Genomic DNA, 16489 nt, shown 5'->3' on the forward strand with positions numbered 1-16489 from the left:
GGGTGTCCACGCCCGGACGGGGTCGGTGGTGGGTGCGCCACGCGAGGTCTGGCTCCCCGGCGCCGCGGCGCCGGATCACAGTGGCGGGTCCGCCCCGGTCTCGCACCGGGTTCCCGCGCAGCCGGGCGAGCCTATCCCGGCGTCGGCCCCGGCCCGTCCGTCACGTGCGCGAGGTCGCACCCGCCGAGCCACCACCGGGATCGTCGACGCCGAGAACGGCGAGGAACGCGGCGGCCGCGGGCGTGGCGCCGTCGCGGCTCCAGACGACGTGTTCGACGCGGGTCGGCGCGTCGACGACCTCGATCGTGGTCACGCCGGTGAGCTGGGGCACGTAGGCGGACGGGAGCATCGCGATCCCGAGGCCCTGTTCGACGAGCCGGGCGATGAGGAACGCGGTCGTCACCTCGAAGGCGACGTCGCGGGTGAGACCGGCGGCCGAGAAGGCGTCGTCGGACTCGGCACGGCCGGCCGTCCTGGCCGGCAGGTCCACGAACACCTCGCCGGCGAGCCTGCGGAGGTCGACCACCTGCTCCCCGGCGAGCGGGTGGTCCGGGGCCACCACCGCGACGAGCCGGTCGCGGGCGAGCTCGTGGGCGTGGACACCGCGGGGGCGTACCGACGTCGGCAGGCCCAGGAACGCCACATCCACGGCTCCCTGCTCGACCTGCTCGACGAGCTCCTCGCTCGCGCGCACGCGCAGGCCGACTCGGACGTGCGGATACCGCTCGCGGAAGGCACGCAGGGCCGCGGGGATGTCGACGGCGGCGACGGTGGAGATCAGGCCCACGGCGAGCCGGCCGCGCACCTCCCCGACTGCCGCGGCGGCCTCGGCGGCCGCGCGCTCGGCGGCGTCCAGGCACTGGCGGGCGGCCGGGAGGAACGCTGTACCGGCCGGTGTCAGCCGCACCCGCCGGCTGGTGCGCTCGAACAGCCGCGCTCCCAGCTCCCGCTCCAGGCGGGCGATCTGGTGGCTGAGCGCGGACTGAACGACGAGGCAGCGCTCCGCGGCCCGGGTGAAGTTGCTCGTCTCGGCGACGGCGACCACGTAGCGCAGCTGCTGGAGCTCCATCCATCCATCGTGCATCGAGATCGATGGAATGACAAGCATGTATTGGACTCATAGGTTGATGCGGATGAGACTTCGGGCGTGACCGAAAAGCAGTCCACCACCGTCCACATGTGGTTCGATCCGCGCTGCCCGTGGGCGTGGATCACCTCGCGCTGGTTGCGGGAAGTCGAACAGGTCCGTCCCATCGAGACGCGTTTCCACGTGATGAGCCTCTCGGTCCTCAACGAGGGTCGGGAAGTTCCGGAGAAGTACCGGAAGGGAATGGTCGAGGGTCGGGGCCCGGTGCGCGTCTGCATCGCCGCCGAGCAGCAGTACGGGGGCGACGTGCTGCGACCGCTCTACACCGCCCATGGGCAGCCGGATCCATCACCAGCAATCCGGCTTGGGATCCGGCATGGCGCTCGCCGATGCCGGTCTCCCGGCCGACCTCGTCGCCGCGGCGGATGTGAGCGATTTCGACGCGGCGCCACGCGCGAGTCACCACGCCGGCATGGATCCCGTCGGCGCCGAGATCGGCTCCCCCGTCATCCATGTCCCGGGGCCCGACGGGGAACTCATCGCGTTCTTCGGCCCGGTGGTGTCCCCCACTCCGCGGGGAGAGGCCGCGGCCGCCTCTGGGACGGCGTACTCGCCGTGACGGGCACCGACGGGTTCTTCGAACTCACACGCAACCGCAACCGCGACCACGCCTTCGCGTGACCGCGAACCTGAACGCACGTGGACCGCGCGCGACGACGAGCCGCCGGCGGTTGCGCACCGCGGGTATGACGGCGCTGGCGCCGGCGATCTGGGGCAGCACCTACCTGGTGACGACCGAGTGGCTGCCGCCGGACCGCCCGCTCCTCGCCACCACGGTGCGGGCACTTCCCGCAGGCCTGATCCTGCTGCCCTTCGCCCGCATGCTGCCGACCGGTATGTGGCTGTGGCGCGCCCTGGTGCTCGGGACGCTCAACGTCGGCGCGTTCAACTTCCTGCTGTTCGTCGCGGCCTACCGCCTACCCGGTGGGGTCGCAGCGATGATCATGGCGGTGCAGCCGATGGTCGTGCTGGTCCTGGCGGCCCTGCTCCTCAAGGACCGGATCCGCGTCCCGCACGTGGTGGCGTGCCTCCTCGGCGCAGGCGGTGTCGTACTGCTCGTGTTCCAGGGCGCGGCGGCACCGGATCTCGTCGGTGTGGCGGCGGCACTGGCCGCGGCAGCCTCCATGGCCACCGGCATCACGCTGACCAAGCTGTGGGGACGTCCCGACGGAGTGGGGCTGCTCGCGTTCACCGGTTGGCAGCTCACCGCCGGCGGGCTCGTGTCGTTGCCCTTCACGCTGGCGATCGAAGGGCTGCCGAGAGTACTCACCGGAGCCAACATCGCCGGTTTCGGCTATCTCATCGTGCTGGGTGCCGTACTCAGTTATGCGATCTGGTTCCGCGGGATCGAGAGGTTGCCGGCATTCGCGGTCTCCTTCCTCGCCCTGGGCAGCCCGATCGTCGCCACCCTGCTCGGATACCTGTTCCTGCGCCAGACGCTGTCGCTCCTGCAGGTGGTCGGGATCCTGGTGATCCTCGCCGGCGTGCTGCTCGCACAATTCAAACCCACGATGTGAACAGTCAGAAGGATGAAATGGTCACACAGGATGAACGTACGCACTCCACCGCGAGAGGATGGCTGGGAGTAGCGGCGATCACGGCGAGCCTGTTCGTCTTCCTCACCACCGAACTGATGCCCATCGGCCTGCTCACCCCGCTGAGCACGAGTTTGGAGATCACTGCCGGAACCGCCGGCCTGATGGTCACCCTGTACGGCATCTCGGCCGGGATGGGCGTGCCGTTCATCGTGGCCTGGACCAGGCGCGTCAACCGGCGCGTCCTGTTGTCCACGCTCCTGGTGGTGCTGTCGGTGGGGAACCTCGTCACCGCGATCTCCCCGAACTACCCCTTGGTCCTCACCACGCGACTCGTCATGGGATTCGCCAGCGGCGTGTTCTGGGCGATCGGTGTGAGCATGGCGATGCGCATCGTTCCGCCGCACCACGCGAGCCGGGCGGCCGCGGTCGTGATGTCGGGCATCTCGATCGCCACGGTGGCGGGCATCCCCCTGGGAACGGTCGTCGAGAGCCTCACCAGCTGGCGCACCACGTTCCTGATCTGGGCCGGTCTCGGCGTGCTGGTGCTCGTCGCGGTCGCCGCCACGGTCCCCTCACTGCCGTCGCAGAACGCGGTTGCGGTTCGGGAGGTCTTCGGGCTCCCGCTATGGAACGTGCGGCTGCGGCTGGTGCTGGTCGTCGTCGTGCTGTTCGTGCTCGGCCACTTCGGGGCGTACACCTTCGTGCGCCCCTTCCTGGAGAGCGACGCCTCCGCCACACCCGTCTACATCACGGCCGCGCTGATGATCTTCGGTGCGGGCGGTGCGATCGGCAACGTCATCGCCGGGTACACCGTGACCAGGAGCGTGCGGACCAGCTTCGTCGTCGGCGCTGCGGGACTCGTGGGGTCCTTGCTGTTGCTGCTCGCCATCGGTCAGGTCCCGGCAGCCCCGCTCGTCCTGCTGGGCCTCTGGGGGATCTCCTTCGGCGTCGTCCAACTGAGCCAGCTCACCATGACGCAGGCCGCGGCACCCGACACCTTCGAAGCCGCCATGTCGCTCAACACCCTGGCGTACAACTCGTCGATCGCGATCGGCGCGCTCCTCGGCGGGCTGCTGGTCGACAACGCCGGTGTACGGAGCGTCATCTGGTTCGGCGCGGCGCTGACGGCGGCGTCGCTGCTCGTCATGCTCACCACCCGCCGGACGACGTCGGGCGCGCCGGCCGGCAGTGGGTGACCGCGATCAGCGGGCCGGGGACCAGGCGGCGAGCTGGGCCGCGATCTCGTCCAGGTCGTCGAGGGTGCCGGCGGCGACGGCAACCACCAGGTCGACCACCTCGTCCTGGCCGATGACGACCCGATGGCCGTTGATGCCGAGGAAGACCGCGGGCGCCGCCCAGGCCAGGCGCTTGTTCCCGTCGACGAGCGCGTGGTTGCGCGCCAGCGAGTGCAGCAGCGCGGCGGCCTTCAGATGGAGGCTCGGATAGGCGTCGGCGCCGAAGACCGTGGGCGACCCAGCGCGGAATCCAGGAGCCCGATGTCGCGCACGAGGACGTCGCCCTCCACCGACGCGTCGGCGATCCGCAGGAGGTTGTCGAGCGAGAGGTAGCGGGTCACGAGTCGCCGAGACGGCGGAGCGCCTCCTCGTACGTGGTGACGACGTACTGCAGCTCCTCGTCCACGAGCCGGGCGTTGCCGCGGCGCGCGACGTACTCGCGCAGGGCGGCTCGGGCCACCTCCTGCATCGAACGCGATTCGATCTCGGCCTGTGCGCGGAGGGCCTCGGTCTCCTCGTCGGTGAGTCGCAGGGTCATCGCCATGCGACGACGATACCGCCGTGATACCACCGCTGTCAGAAGATGGTTCCGGTCAGGCGTCCTCGACCAGGCGCGCCCGCCGCGTCCGGAGGAAGGCCCGTTCGGTGTCGTTGGCGGCCAGGGAGATCGCCTCCTCGTAGGCGGCGACGGCGTCGGCGGTGCGGCCGAGGCGGGCGAGCAGGTCCGCGCGGGTGGCGGGCAGCAGGTGGTAGCCGGGGATCTCGAGCCGGTCGATGATCGCCAGTGCCGGCGCCGGTCCGTGCACCTCCGCGACGGCGACCGCGCGGTTGAGCGCCACGATCGGGGTCGGGGTGTGCTGCAGCAGCAGGTCGTAGAGCGCCAGCACCTGCGTCCAGTCGGTCGCGGGCCCGTCGGTGTGCACGGCGTTGATCGCGGCCTGCAACTGGTAGGGCCCCGGCCGGTTGCGGCGCAGGCACCGGCGCACCAGCTCGTGCCCCTCGGCGATCAGCTCCCGGTCCCACAGCGACCGGTCCTGCTCCGGGAGCACCACCAGCTCACCGGAGGGCCCCACCCGCGCGGGCCGGCGGGCCTCGACGAGCAGGAGCAGCGCCAGCAACCCGGTCACCTCCGGTTCGTCGGGCATCAGCTCGGCGAGCGCCCGCGCCAGGCGGACGGCCTCCAGGCACAGGTCGGTGCGCAGCAGCTCCCCCGACGTGGACGCGTAGCCCTCGTTGAAGATCAGGTAGAGGACGGTGAGCACCGAGGCCAGCCGATCCGGGAGGTCGGCGTCGTCGGGCACGCGGTAGGGGATCCCGGCGTCCCGGATCTTCTTCTTCGCCCGGACGATCCGCTGCGAGACGGTCACTTCCGGCACCAGGTAGGCCCGGGCGATCTCCGCCACCTCCAGCCCCCCGAGCAGGCGCAGCGTGAGCGCGGCCTGCGCGGCGGGCGACAGCGCCGGGTGGCAGCAGGTGAAGATCATGCGGAGCTGGTCGTCGCGCACCGGTCCCACCTCCTGCGGCTCGTCGGGGCCGTGCAGCAGCAGCGCCTGCGCGTGGCGGGCCTCCCGGGTGGACTCCCGGCGCAGCCGGTCGATCGCCCGGTTGCGGGCGGTGGTCACGATCCATCCGCCCGGGTTGGGGGGCAGTGCCCGATCCCACTTCTGGACGGCGACCGCGAACGCGTCCTGGACGGCCTCCTCGGCGAGCCCGATGTCACCGAGCAGCCGCGTCAGCGTGGCCACGCACCGGCCGTACTCCGCCCGGTAGACGCCGTCCAGGTCCATCCGCGCTCACGCCCGCTGCGCGTCTTCGAACGGGCGCACCTCGATCGGGGACCCGCAGGCCAGCACGCACTTCTGCGCCCAGGCCAGCGCCTGGTCGAGATCGTCGCACTCGATCACCCAGAACCCGCCGAGCTGCTCCTTGGTCTCGGCGAACGGGCCGTCGGTCATCGTGGTCGTGCCGCCCGCGGGCCGCACGACCGTGGTGGCGTGCGAGGGCCGCAGGCCCCCGACGAACACCCACGGGACGGCGGCCTGCATCTCGGCGGTGACCCGGGCCGTGCGGGCCATCTGCTCCCGGCGTTCCTCGTCGGTCTCCGGCGCGCTCTCGTCGTACTGGACGGCGAGCAGGTACTTCGTCATGGCGAGCTCCTCGGAAAGATCAGGCGTGCGGGGTGGGCCGGTAGACGAGCTCCTGGATGTTGCCATCGAGCGTCCGGTGCTCGAGCAGTTCGAGGTCGAAGTCGCCCGCGCCGCCGAAGACCGGGTCCGTCCCGGTCCGGCCGGTGATCACGGGGAAGAGGGTCACCTGCACGCGGTCGACCAGGCCGGCGGCCATCAGCGCCCAGTTCAGCGACAGGCTGCCGTGGGAACGCAACGGCACCTCCGACTCCTCCTTGAGCCGCGCGACGACGTCGACGGCGTCGCCGCGCACGACGGTCACGTCCGGCCAGTCCTGGGGGCCGTCCAGGGTGGAGGACACCACCGTGGCCGGCATGCTCCGCATCCGGGTGACCCACGGGTCGCGCACCTCGTCCCCCTCGGTGCTCGAGGCGAGCATCTGCACGAACTGCCGGAACGTGGTGGCCCCGAGGACCATCCGCTGCTCCGCCTCGAACGAGGCGAGGCGGTGGTCGAGCAGCTCGGGGCCCTGCTTGCCCCAGTAGCCGCCCCAGTCGCCGTCGCCCCCGTAGGAGCCGTAGCCGTCGAGGCTGCTGAAGACGTCGAAGGTGTACGTGGCGGTCATGATGTCGCTCCTCGCGTGCGGTCGGTCGGCGGTGGTCGGTCAGGACAGGTCAGGACAGCTTGCGGGCGACGGCGGGGATCACGATGGCCGCTGCCACGACGTGGGTCACCATCAGGAACACCTTCGTGGTGACGGTGGCGTCGGCGAGCACGTCCGGCACGAAGGACAGCACGGTCAGCGCGACGGTGGTGCGGACCCACGCGACGCGCGGGCTGCGGGCGAACCGGCGCAGCAGCGCGGCGATCCCCAGGCCGAGGACGGAGAAGATCACCGTCAGGACGGCGAACCCGGACGGGGGGATCGACGCGCCCGAGACGGCCGTGCTGATGCCGGCCGCCTGGCCGGCGACGGCCACGAGGGCGGTGGCGGCCGCCGCGGCGACCGTGGCGGCCGAGCCGGCCAGCAGCAGGGAGCCGGCGGTCGGGGCGTCGGTGCGGGCAGGGGCGTCGATCGAGGCGGTGCTGGTCACGGGGACCTCCGGTGGTGCGGAGACCGGCGGGATGCCGGTCCCTCACCATGGCCACGAACGCGCCCACCGGGATTCGACACCGCGATGCGAATCCCCCGAGATTTTTTCGGCGCCGCTCAGCTCCAGCGGTAGCCGCGCGGCGTGACCATCCGCCCGCCCACCATCCGCGTGGCCGAGGACCCGACGACCACCGTCGTGAGCATGTCCACCTCGACCGGGTCGAACTCGGACAGCGGCGCGGTCCAGACCCGCTGGCCGGTGCGGCTCGCCTGCCGCACGGCCCCGACCGGCGTGGACGGCGGGCGGTGTTCGCGGAAGGCGTCGAGGGCGGCGCCCAGCTGCCAGTGCCGGCCGCGGCTGCGCGGGTTGTAGAAGCAGGTGACGAGGTCGGCCGCCGCGGCCGCGGCGACCCGCCGCTCGATCACCGGCCACGGCGTGTGCAGGTCCGACAGCGAGATCAGCACGTGGTCGTGCCCGAGCGGGGCGCCGAGCAGCGCGGCGGCGGCGAGCGCGGCCGTGACGCCGGGGACGCCGACGACCTCGATGTCCGCCCCGGCCTGCTGCAGCGCGGGGCTCGCCATCGCGTAGACGCCCGCGTCGCCGGAGCCGATCAGCGCGACGGCGCGGCCCTTCCCGGCGAGCGCGACGGCGTCGGCGGCGCGCTGCTCCTCGTCGCCGAGGCCGCTCGCGTGCACCTCGGTGCCGGGTCGCAGCAGGTGGCGGACCTGCTCGACGTACTGGTCGAGCCCGACGACGACCGACGCGCGCCGCAGCTCGGCCTCGGCGCGCGGCGTCCGCAGGTCGGCCGCACCCGGCCCCAGCCCGACGATCGCCAGCCGGCCGCGGGGCCGGATCCGCGCGGCCGCGACCGTGACGTTCTCGCCCTTGACCTTCTCCACGACGAGCTCGACGGGGCCGCCACCGGCCAGTTCGTCCGCGGCGTGCAGGGCGGCGGCCTCGGCCACGCTGGCCGTCCCGACCTCGGCCCGCACGACCTCGCTCGGGTTCGGCACCTCGACGCGCGCGAGCACCTCCGCCGGGTAGGTCCGCAGCTCCGCGGGCGCGATGGCGGCGAGGATCCCGGCCTCGTCGGCCTTGAGGTCGACGCTCGCGTAGGCGCGGACGGCGCGCAGGTCGTACCCGTGGTCGGTCTCGATCCGCCGCAGCGCCGCGGCGACGGCCTCCGCGGGAACGCCCCGGGCGGACCCGATCCCGACGACGAGCGTGCGCGGCACGACCAGGGTGAGGTCCTCGCCCGCGGGCCCGGGTCGGTCGGTGACGACGATCCGGTGCCCCGACCCGACCTCTGTGGGAACCGGCAGCGGGGGCAGCGGCACGCCCGCGGGGTTCTCGACCACCGCCGTGCCGTCCAGCAGGGCCCGACCGGCCGCGGCCGCGTCGCCGTCCACCACCGCGTCCAAGGCGGCGGCCAGCTCGTCCATCCCGGTGCTGCCTGCGGCGTCGGAGGCCGTCGTGACCACCGGCTGCGCGCCGAGCAGCCCGCCGACGCGCTCGGCCAGCGCGTTCGCCCCGCCCTCGTGCCCCCCGGTGAGTGCGACGGCGAAGCGGCGGGCCTCGTCGACGCAGACGACCCCCGGGTCCGAGCGCTTGTCGGCCAGCAGCGGCGCGACCAGCCGGACGGTGGCGCCGGTGGCCAGGAAGAACACCGCGCCGTCGAGGCGGGGCCACAGCGCGGGCAGCGCGTCGAGCGGGTGCACGTCCGCCTCGAGCGCGGGCGCCACCTCGGCGGCGGCGCGGCGCCCGGCGTCGGTGACGGCGAACAGGGCGATCATGGACGGGTCCCCCACAGGATGGTGATCGGGTTGGTGGCCGCGAGCCGGACGCTCCCGTCGGGCAGGTCGGCGAACCGGGACGCCGCGAGCTGCACCCCGTCCACCGCGAGCCCTGCGGCGTGCAGCGCGGCGCGGGTGGGCGCGATCCGGTCCAGGGCCGCGAGCGCCACGACGACGCGGTCGGCGCCGGTGGCGGCCGCGACCACCTCCGGGCCGCCGCCACCGACGAACACCGCGTCCGGGTGCGGCAGGCCGGCGAGCGCGGCGGGCGCCTCCCCCTCGACCACCCGGACGTCGACGCCGTGCGCGGCGGCGTTGGCGGCGATCCGGGCGGCGTCGTCGGCCCGCCGCTCGACGGCGAGCGCGGCGGCCCCCAGGCGGGCGCACTCGACCGCGACCGACCCGGAGCCCGCGCCCACGTCCCAGACGAGCGTGCCGGGGCGCGGCGCGAGCCGGGCCAGCACCAGCGCCCTGACCTCGGCCTTCGTGACCATCCCGGCGCGGTGGTCGAACGCGTCGTCGGGCAGGGCCCATCCGCGGCCGGGCGGGACGGGCTCGCCACCCGCGTGCCAGCCGCGGCCGGGCACGGCGTCGGGGTCGCGCAGGCACAGCACGACCGTGAGCGGGTGCCAGTCGCGCGCGGCCGCCTCGGCGGCGGGCAGCGTGGTGAGCCGCTCGTCCGGCCCGCCGAGGTCCTCGGCCACGACGAGGGTGCGGGGCCAGCCGTCCAGGGCGGCACCGATCTCGGCCGGCCCGGCGCCCGGCGCGGTGAGCACGGCGACGGCCGGTCGCGCGCGGCAGACGTTGACGGCCGGGCCGAGGGCGCGCCCGTGCGCGCTGACGACGGCGACGTCGTCCCACGAGCGGCCGAGCCGGGCGAACAGGAGCTGGACGCTGGAGCGCGCCGGCAGCACGACGGGCTCGTACCCGCGCTCGCGCAGCAGCCGCACGATGCCGAAGAAGCCGGGGTCGCCACTGGCCAGCACGACGCCGCGGCGCCCGGCCAGCCGTTCCAGGGCGGGCTCGACCGGCCCCAGCTCCACGCGCGAGGCGGACGGCGGCACGGGCACGGAGCGGAGGTGACGAGCGCCCCCGAGCACGACCTCGGCGGCGGCGAGCGCGTCATCGGCACCCGGCGGCAGGCCACCGCCATCGATCCCGATCACGGTGACGCGAGCCCCCTGCGGCAACGAACGGCACTCTCGTCGGTACCTAGCCGACGAAAGTGCCGTTCGTTGCTCGGGGGTGCGGGTCACGGGGCCGGGCGGGACGCGGCGCGGGACGCGCGCAGGGCCTGGCGGGCCGCCTTGTCCGGCTTGCGGAACGTGTGGAAGTGCCCGGGGTGGTAGAGGTGGCTGCGGGTACCGCTCGCGCCCAGGGCGGGGCCGACGAGGAAGAGCGTGTGCCGCCACAGCTTGTGTCGCTTGCAGACGGACTCGACCTCGTCGAGCCGGCAGCGCAGCGTCAGCTCGTCGGGCCAGCTGGTGCGGTGGGCGACGACCACCGGGGTGTCGTCGGCGTAGCCGCCCGCGCGCAGCTCGGTGACCATCTGCGCCGAGCGCGCCGCGGACAGGAAGATCGCCATCGTGGTGCCGTGCCGGGCGAACTCGCGCAGCCGCTCCTTGGGCGGCATCGGGGTCTTGCCGCCCTCCAGCCGCGTGAGCACCACCGACTGCGCGACCTCCGGGATGGTCAGCTCCCGGCCCGCGACGGCCGCCGCCGCCCCGAACGCCGACACCCCGGGCACGATCTCCACGTCGAGCCCGAGCTCCTCGGCCGCGTCGTACTGCTCCTGGACCGCACCCCACAGCGACGGGTCGCCGGAGTGCACCCGCGCGATCCGCAGGCCCTCCTCGGCGGCGCGCCGGTAGAGCGCGAGGACGTCCTCGTGCGCGATCTGCGAGGAGTCGACCAGCTCGGCGCCGGGTCGCGCGTGCTCGGTGACGCACTCCGGCGTGACCAGGCTCGCCGCCCAGACCACGACATCGGCCTCGGAGATCCGCCGCGCCCCGCGCAGCGTGATGAGGTCGGCCGCGCCCGGCCCGGCCCCGATGAACGACACCTTCCCGCGCTCCACGCCGGTCAGTCTGTGCCGCGCACGGCGGCCGCGTCCATCCAGCCGAGCGGACTGCGACGTTGCGCACGTCAGGACGTCGGACGTCAGCCGGGTTGCAGGGCCCGCAGCGCCGACGCGAGCGCGGCGTCCCGGTAGCTCGAGAGCGGCTCGTCACCCATCAGCACCACGCAGTCCTGCAAGCCGCCGAAGGCGATGATCGCGCGCACGCGGTCGGCAGGCCGGTCGCTGCCGACCAGCGCCCGGTCGATCTCCAGGCGCCGGTAGAGCAGCGCGGTGAGCACGTCCAGCCGGGCGAGCGCCGCCGGGTCGCGCAGCATGCCCTGTAGCAACGAGCGGTTCCGGTGGCACAGCGCGAGGTAGCGCTCGACCACGTCGAGGGCGTCAGCCGGGCCGGCGTCCGCCATGTCGGCGAGGAAGGCGTCGAGATCGTCGATCATGGGTTGGGCGAGGTCGGCCAGCAGGTCGTCCTTGGACGGGAAGTGGTAGTACAGCGCCGCCTTGGTGATGTCGAGCCGCTCGGCGATCTGGCGCAGGCTCGTCTGCTCGAACCCGTTCGCGGCGAACAGTTCCCTCGCGACGGCGCGGATCTCCTCGCGCGTGTCGGTGTTGCGGCGCGGCACGGCGCTCCCTCCTCCGGCTCTCCGGAGCGTAGCCAACTGCCGGTCGCCCGGTTACCTACTTGCCAGCCGGTCAGTACCAGCCTACCGTGCGGCAAGTAGACAACCAGGAGGGAACATCATGCCCCGCACCGTCCTGATCTCCGGCGCGAGCATCGCCGGGCCGGCACTCGCCTTCTGGCTGCACCACCACGGCTTCCGGCCCGTGGTCGTGGAACGGGCGGCCACCGTGCGGGGCGGCGGCTACCCGATCGACGTCCGCGGCTCGGCGATCGAGGTCGTCGAGCGCATGGGGCTGCTGCCCGCATTGCGGGACGCCCACGTCGACACGCAGCGCACGACGTTCGTGGACGCCCGCGGCCGCGTGATCGCCCGGATCACCCCCGAGATGTTCACCGGCAGCCCCGAGGGCCGCGACGTCGAGCTCTCCCGGGGCGAGCTCGCCCGCCTGCTGTACGAGCGCACGCGCGACGACGTCGAGTACGTCTTCGAGGACTCGATCACCGCGCTCGACCAGCGGTCCGACGGCGTGCACGTCACCTTCCGGCACGGCCCGCCCCGGACGGTGGACCTCGTCGTCGGCGCCGACGGCCTGCACTCGGCGGTCCGCAGGCTCGCCTTGGGCGCCGAGACCGCCTTCCGCCACGACCTCGGCTTCGCGTTCGCCGGCTTCTCCCTGGACCGCACCGGGTTCGCCGAAGGGGTCGAGCGCGAGGTGCTCGTGCACAACACCCCCGGGCGGATGGCCGGGTACTACGCGGTGCGCGGGCAGCCGGGGCTCGTCGGGGTGCTGGCCTTCGCGACCCCGCCGGGGTTCACCGTCGAGCCCGGCGACACCGACGGGCAGCGCGACGTCGTGGCCGCCGCCTTCGCCGACGGCCGGTGGGAGGTGCCCCGACTGGTCGCCGCCATGCGGACGGCCGAGGACTTCTTCTTCGACACGGTCAGCCAGATCCGGATGCCGCGCTGGAGCACGGGGCGGGTCGCGCTCGTCGGCGACGCCGCCTACGCCCCGGCGCTGCTGTCGGGCCAGGGCACCAGCCTCGCCCTGGTCGGGGCCTACGTCCTGGCCGGGGAGCTCGCCCGCGCCGGCGGTGACCCCGCCGTGGCGTTCGGCTCCTACGAGCAGGCGCTGCGCCCGTTCGTCGACCGCAACCAGGACCTCGCCCGGTCCGGCGGCGCCACGCTGATCCCGGCCACGCGCACCGCGCTCTGGCTGCGCGACCGATTCCTCGCCGCGCTCCCCCACCTCGGGCCGCTGAAGCGGCTGCTGTCGGGGCGGATCGACGGGGCGGCGCAGTCGTTCACGCTGCCCGACCACACGCGCCCGACCGTGGGCTGAGAGCCGCCGGTCCGGATCAGGCCGCGTCGCACCGGGCAGCCGCGTCCAGCGCGGCCGCCGACGTCGCCAGTGCCGTGTCCAGCACCCGCGCCCGCCGGCGCGGGTTCATCAGGTTGCCGCCCATGGCCTGCAGGTCGGCGGGGCCCGGGGTGAGCACGGTGACGCGGACGCCCCGGGCCCGCACCGCGCGCACCTCGGCGTCGAGCCAGCGGGTGAGCAGCCTGCGCACCCGGCGCTCCACGACGGCGACGGGGTCGACGGGCCGGTCGTAGGCGTGGCTGGCCATCGGGGCCAGTACGTACACCTCGTCCAGCGCCGGGGCGCCGGGCCGGGCCAGGAGCGCCACCGAGGTGGCGGAGGCGACGGCGCCGTCCACGTAGCGCCGCCCGCCGATCACGTGCGGGGCGAACCAGCCCGGGATCGAGCAGGACGCCAGCACGGCGTCGGCCACGGGGGCCGCGGGCGCGCCCGGCCGTCCGAACACGACCCGGCGTCCGGCGTCGTAGTCGACCGCCACGACCCACAGCGCCCGGCCCGCCACCCAGCCGTCGGCGCTCGTGCCCCCGCGGCTCGCCAGGACGTCCACCATCCGCACGAGCGAGGTCATGCGGGCCCGGCCGCGCGGCAGCAGGCCCGACGCGGCCACCACGGGGTTCATCCGGCGCGGCGCCGCGGCGGCGGCCGCCAGCAGCCGGGGCGAGCCGAGCAGCGGCACCGGCACCGGGGGCCATCCATCTCCGGACTCCCACTCGAGGTCGCGGACCTGCGGCAGGTCGCCGGGCCTGCGGTCCGGGGCGGCGGCGGGGTCGTCGCCGCGCTGGTGCGCCACCAGCTCGGGGACGTCCATGCCGCACCGCAGCGCGGCCCCGAGCACGGCGCCCGCGCTGGTGCCGAGCACGAGGTCGGCATCGCCCGGGGGGCGGTCGAGGCGCTCGGCGAGGACGGCGAGGGCGCCGGCCGTCCAGGCGGACCCGAGCAGTCCGCCGGCTCCGAGCACGAGGCCCACGCGAGGCGCGCGGCGGCGGGAGCGGGACCGAGGCGTGAGCGCGTCCGGCACGACGACCTCCCCGGTGAGCGTCGGTTACCGAACGGTAGCAAGCGAGGAGGCGCGGGCGGGATCCCCTGATCAGGGACGCGCCGCGGCCGCGGCGGCAGCGGCGAACCGCGCGACCGCCTCCGGGTGTCCCGCGGGGTGCGTGTGCAGGAACGACGCGTGCACGCCGCCTGCGACGAAGCCCTCCGGGCCCGCCCCGCGCCACCCCCACGCCGCGGTCGCGCCGGCACGGGGGGTGACCGACCAGTGGTGGAACTCGTGCCCGGCCACCCGCGTGCCCTGCGGGAACAGCGGGGAGTCACCGAGTGCGACGGCGTCGCGGTAGCCCAGCGTGAGCCGCCCGGCGCGGGTCGCCGCCGCCGGCAGCACCCCCGCCATCGGCGCGCCGTCGAGGGTCGCGCACAGGTACAGCAGCCCGCCGCACTCGGCGTGCACGGGTGCTCCGGACGCCGCCAGCTCGCGCACCGCGGCGAGCAGCGGCGTGTTCGCGGCGAGCTCCGCGACGTGCTCCTCGGGGAAGCCGCCGGGCAGCACGAGCGCCGCCGTACCGGGCGGGAGGCCCTCGTCGCGCAGCGGGTCGACGGTCACCGGCTGCGCCCCCGCCGCGGCTAGCAGCTCGACGTGCTCGGCGTAGCCGAACGTGAACGCGGCCCCACCGAGCACGGCGACGACCGGCCCCACCCCGGCGAGTCCCCCGTTCCGCCCCGGCGAGTCTCCCGTTCGGACAGGGTGAGTCGCGCGTCCGGACCGTCCCACGGCGTCCGCGGGCGTCCACGCCGGTACCGCCGGCAGCGGCGCTGCCAGCGCGACCACGGCGTCCAGATCGACGTGCGCGGCCACCAGATCGGCCATCGCGTCGACGGCGCCGGTCGCCGCGGCGCCGTGCTCCGCCGCGGTGACGAGCCCGAGGTGCCGGGACGGGACCGCCAGCGCGTCACGGCGCGGGAGGGCCCCCAGCACCGGGAGCCCTGCCTCGTCGGCCGCGGCGCGCAGCGCGTCCTCGTGCCGCTCGCTCCCGACCCGGTTGAGCACGACACCGGCGATCCGCAGGCCAGGGTCGAACGAGCGGAACCCGTGCAGCAGCGCGGCCAGGCTGCGCGACATCCCCCTGCAGTCGACGACCAGCACGACCGGCGCCCCGAGCAGGGACGCGACCTGCGCGGTGGACCCGGCCCCGGCCGTGCCGACGCTCGCTGCGCCTGCGCTCCGCTCGGGCACCCGGCCGTCGAACAGCCCCATCACGCCCTCGACGACGGCCACCTCGGCACCCGCGGACCCGTGCCGGGCCAGCGGGCCGATCCGGTCGGCGCCGACGAGCACCGGGTCGAGGTTGCGCCCCGGCCGACCCGCGGCGAGCGCGTGGTAGCCGGGGTCGATGTAGTCCGGCCCGACCTTGAACGGCGCCACGGCCGTGCCCCGGCGGCGCAACGCGGCCATCAACCCGGTCGCGACGGTCGTCTTGCCGCTGCCCGAGGCGGGCGCGGCCACCACCAGGGCGCGGGTCACAGGCCGGGAGGCTACCCAGCCGCGTCAGCCGCTCGTCCAGGAGCGGAGCTTCTCGGGGTTGCGCACGCTCCAGATGTGCGTGATCCGCCCGCGCGCCACGGCGAAGGCGAACACCGTCACCGTCCTGCCGTCCTGCATGGCGAGCAGCCCAGGCTGGCCGTTGACCGTGGTCTCCACGACCGTCATGTCCGGAACCCGCACGGCGATGTCGAGGCAGGCGCGCGCGATCCGCTCGCCGCCGTCCAGCGGGTGGAGCAGGGCGCTGACGAGGCCGCCGCCGTCGGTGACCGCGGTGGCGTCGGGGTCGAGGAGGCCGACGAGGGCCCGGATGTCCCTCGCCTCCCACGCCTGTCTGAAAGCCCTCACGAGCCCGGCCTGCTCGGCCGACGAGGAGACCGGCGCCGGTGACGCGCGAACGCGGCGGCGGGCCGACGAGGCCAGCTGGCGGCAGGCCGCCGGAGAGCGCCCGACGACATCGCCCACCTCCGCGAAGGGGTAGCCGAAGACGTCGTGGAGGACGAAGGCGACGCGCTCGGCCGGCGTCATCGACTCGAGGACGACGAGGAAGGCCATGCTGACCGACTCGTCGAGCGTGACCCGGTCGGCCGGGTCGCCCTCGGCCCCACCCGGCAGGCCCCTGATCCACTCCGTCGGTCCGGGCAGCGGCTCGGGGATCCACTCGCCGACGTAGCGCTCCCGGCGCGCCCGCGCCGAGCCGAGCAGGTCGAGGCAGATGCGGCTCGCCACCCGCGTCAGCCAGGCGCCGGGGACCTGGATGGCGCCCTGCTGCTCGGTCGACATGGCGTACCAGCGGGCATAGGTCTCCTGGACCGCGTCCTCGGCCTCGGCCAGCGATCCCAGCATCCGGTAGGCGAGACCGAGCAGCTGACGCCGCTCGCTCATGATCGCGTCCAGGCCCGGATCGGGCCCTCCTCGCCCGGCTTCGCTGCTCATGGTGTC

Annotated in this window: 17 protein-coding genes and 2 pseudogenes; 4 read left to right on the forward strand and 15 right to left on the reverse strand. The window is 74.5% G+C overall.

The window, feature by feature from the left end; all coding sequences use genetic code 11:
• Positions 1-160: 160 nt before the first annotated feature.
• Entirely contained in the window at positions 161-1069 is a 909-nt protein-coding gene (locus tag FB558_RS04620) for a LysR family transcriptional regulator (RefSeq protein WP_211366079.1), read from the reverse strand.
• Between the two features lie 108 nt (positions 1070-1177).
• Here FB558_RS04620 and FB558_RS45635 point away from each other — a divergent pair.
• The 3 genes and pseudogenes from FB558_RS45635 (at position 1178) to FB558_RS04635 (ending at position 3881) form a co-directional block, all read left to right on the forward strand.
• Positions 1178-1706: pseudogene (locus FB558_RS45635) on the forward strand (mycothiol-dependent nitroreductase Rv2466c family protein).
• 58 nt (positions 1707-1764) lie between these two features.
• Positions 1765-2664: an EamA family transporter gene (locus FB558_RS04630; protein ID WP_246106249.1), complete on the forward strand. Its 900-nt coding sequence runs from the start codon at positions 1765-1767 to the stop codon at positions 2662-2664.
• A gap of 17 nt (positions 2665-2681) precedes the next feature.
• Positions 2682-3881, forward strand: a complete 1200-nt coding sequence (locus FB558_RS04635; RefSeq protein ID WP_142048426.1) for an MFS transporter — start codon at positions 2682-2684, stop codon at positions 3879-3881.
• Between the two features lie 123 nt (positions 3882-4004).
• Here the strand turns inward: FB558_RS04635 and FB558_RS45450 are convergent.
• The 11 genes and pseudogenes from FB558_RS45450 to FB558_RS04685 all read right to left on the reverse strand — a co-directional run.
• A pseudogene (locus tag FB558_RS45450) lies at positions 4005-4115 on the reverse strand (Fic family protein); the annotation flags it as partial.
• Positions 4112-4261, reverse strand: a complete 150-nt coding sequence (locus tag FB558_RS45455; RefSeq protein WP_342787284.1) for a hypothetical protein — start codon at positions 4259-4261, stop codon at positions 4112-4114. The gene FB558_RS45455 and the pseudogene FB558_RS45450, both read right to left, overlap by 4 nt.
• Entirely contained in the window at positions 4258-4464 is a 207-nt protein-coding gene (locus tag FB558_RS04645) for a ribbon-helix-helix protein, CopG family (RefSeq protein ID WP_142048428.1), read from the reverse strand. Before FB558_RS04645 ends, FB558_RS45455 begins: the two co-directional genes overlap by 4 nt.
• A gap of 49 nt (positions 4465-4513) precedes the next feature.
• Entirely contained in the window at positions 4514-5707 is a 1194-nt protein-coding gene (locus tag FB558_RS04650) for an RNA polymerase sigma factor (protein WP_142048431.1), read from the reverse strand.
• Between the two features lie 6 nt (positions 5708-5713).
• Positions 5714-6067 (reverse strand): YciI family protein, encoded by a 354-nt coding sequence (locus FB558_RS04655; RefSeq protein ID WP_142048432.1) that lies wholly within the window; start codon positions 6065-6067, stop codon positions 5714-5716.
• Between the two features lie 19 nt (positions 6068-6086).
• Positions 6087-6671, reverse strand: a complete 585-nt coding sequence (locus tag FB558_RS04660) for a dihydrofolate reductase family protein (protein WP_142048434.1) — start codon at positions 6669-6671, stop codon at positions 6087-6089.
• A gap of 49 nt (positions 6672-6720) precedes the next feature.
• The gene (locus FB558_RS04665) at positions 6721-7140 is read right to left on the reverse strand and encodes a DUF6069 family protein (RefSeq protein WP_246106250.1); all 420 of its coding nucleotides are present in this window, start codon (positions 7138-7140) and stop codon (positions 6721-6723) included.
• 116 nt (positions 7141-7256) lie between these two features.
• Positions 7257-8933 (reverse strand): precorrin-3B C(17)-methyltransferase, encoded by a 1677-nt coding sequence (gene cobJ, locus FB558_RS04670; protein WP_142048436.1) that lies wholly within the window; start codon positions 8931-8933, stop codon positions 7257-7259.
• Positions 8930-10099 carry a precorrin-6y C5,15-methyltransferase (decarboxylating) subunit CbiE gene (gene cbiE, locus FB558_RS04675; RefSeq protein ID WP_246106251.1) on the reverse strand — a complete coding sequence of 390 codons (1170 nt, stop codon included), beginning with the start codon at positions 10097-10099 and terminating at the stop codon, positions 8930-8932. Before cbiE ends, cobJ begins: the two co-directional genes overlap by 4 nt.
• A gap of 86 nt (positions 10100-10185) precedes the next feature.
• Complete coding sequence (cobM, locus tag FB558_RS04680) at positions 10186-11010, reverse strand: precorrin-4 C(11)-methyltransferase (RefSeq protein WP_142048440.1); 825 nt, start codon at positions 11008-11010, stop codon at positions 10186-10188.
• A gap of 83 nt (positions 11011-11093) precedes the next feature.
• Positions 11094-11630 carry a TetR/AcrR family transcriptional regulator gene (locus tag FB558_RS04685; protein ID WP_142048442.1) on the reverse strand — a complete coding sequence of 179 codons (537 nt, stop codon included), beginning with the start codon at positions 11628-11630 and terminating at the stop codon, positions 11094-11096.
• 118 nt (positions 11631-11748) lie between these two features.
• Between FB558_RS04685 and FB558_RS04690 the strand changes: the two genes are divergently transcribed.
• Positions 11749-12969 carry an FAD-dependent monooxygenase gene (locus tag FB558_RS04690; RefSeq protein ID WP_142048444.1) on the forward strand — a complete coding sequence of 407 codons (1221 nt, stop codon included), beginning with the start codon at positions 11749-11751 and terminating at the stop codon, positions 12967-12969.
• Positions 12970-12985: 16 nt separating this feature from the next.
• On the opposite strand, the gene FB558_RS04695 is transcribed toward FB558_RS04690, so the two are convergent.
• The 3 genes from FB558_RS04695 to sigJ form a co-directional block, all read right to left on the reverse strand.
• Complete coding sequence (locus FB558_RS04695) at positions 12986-13966, reverse strand: patatin-like phospholipase family protein (protein WP_170231188.1); 981 nt, start codon at positions 13964-13966, stop codon at positions 12986-12988.
• A 129-nt stretch (positions 13967-14095) separates the two neighbouring features.
• A complete protein-coding gene (locus FB558_RS04700) occupies positions 14096-15529 on the reverse strand; it encodes a cobyrinic acid a,c-diamide synthase CobB (RefSeq protein WP_211366085.1) in 1434 nt (477 codons plus the stop codon).
• Between the two features lie 24 nt (positions 15530-15553).
• Entirely contained in the window at positions 15554-16483 is a 930-nt protein-coding gene (gene sigJ, locus FB558_RS04705; protein ID WP_142048448.1) for an RNA polymerase sigma factor SigJ, read from the reverse strand.
• Between the last annotated feature and the right edge of the window lie 6 nt (positions 16484-16489).

The organism is Pseudonocardia kunmingensis (genome assembly GCF_006716445.1).
Taxonomy (GTDB): domain Bacteria; phylum Actinomycetota; class Actinomycetes; order Mycobacteriales; family Pseudonocardiaceae; genus Pseudonocardia; species Pseudonocardia kunmingensis.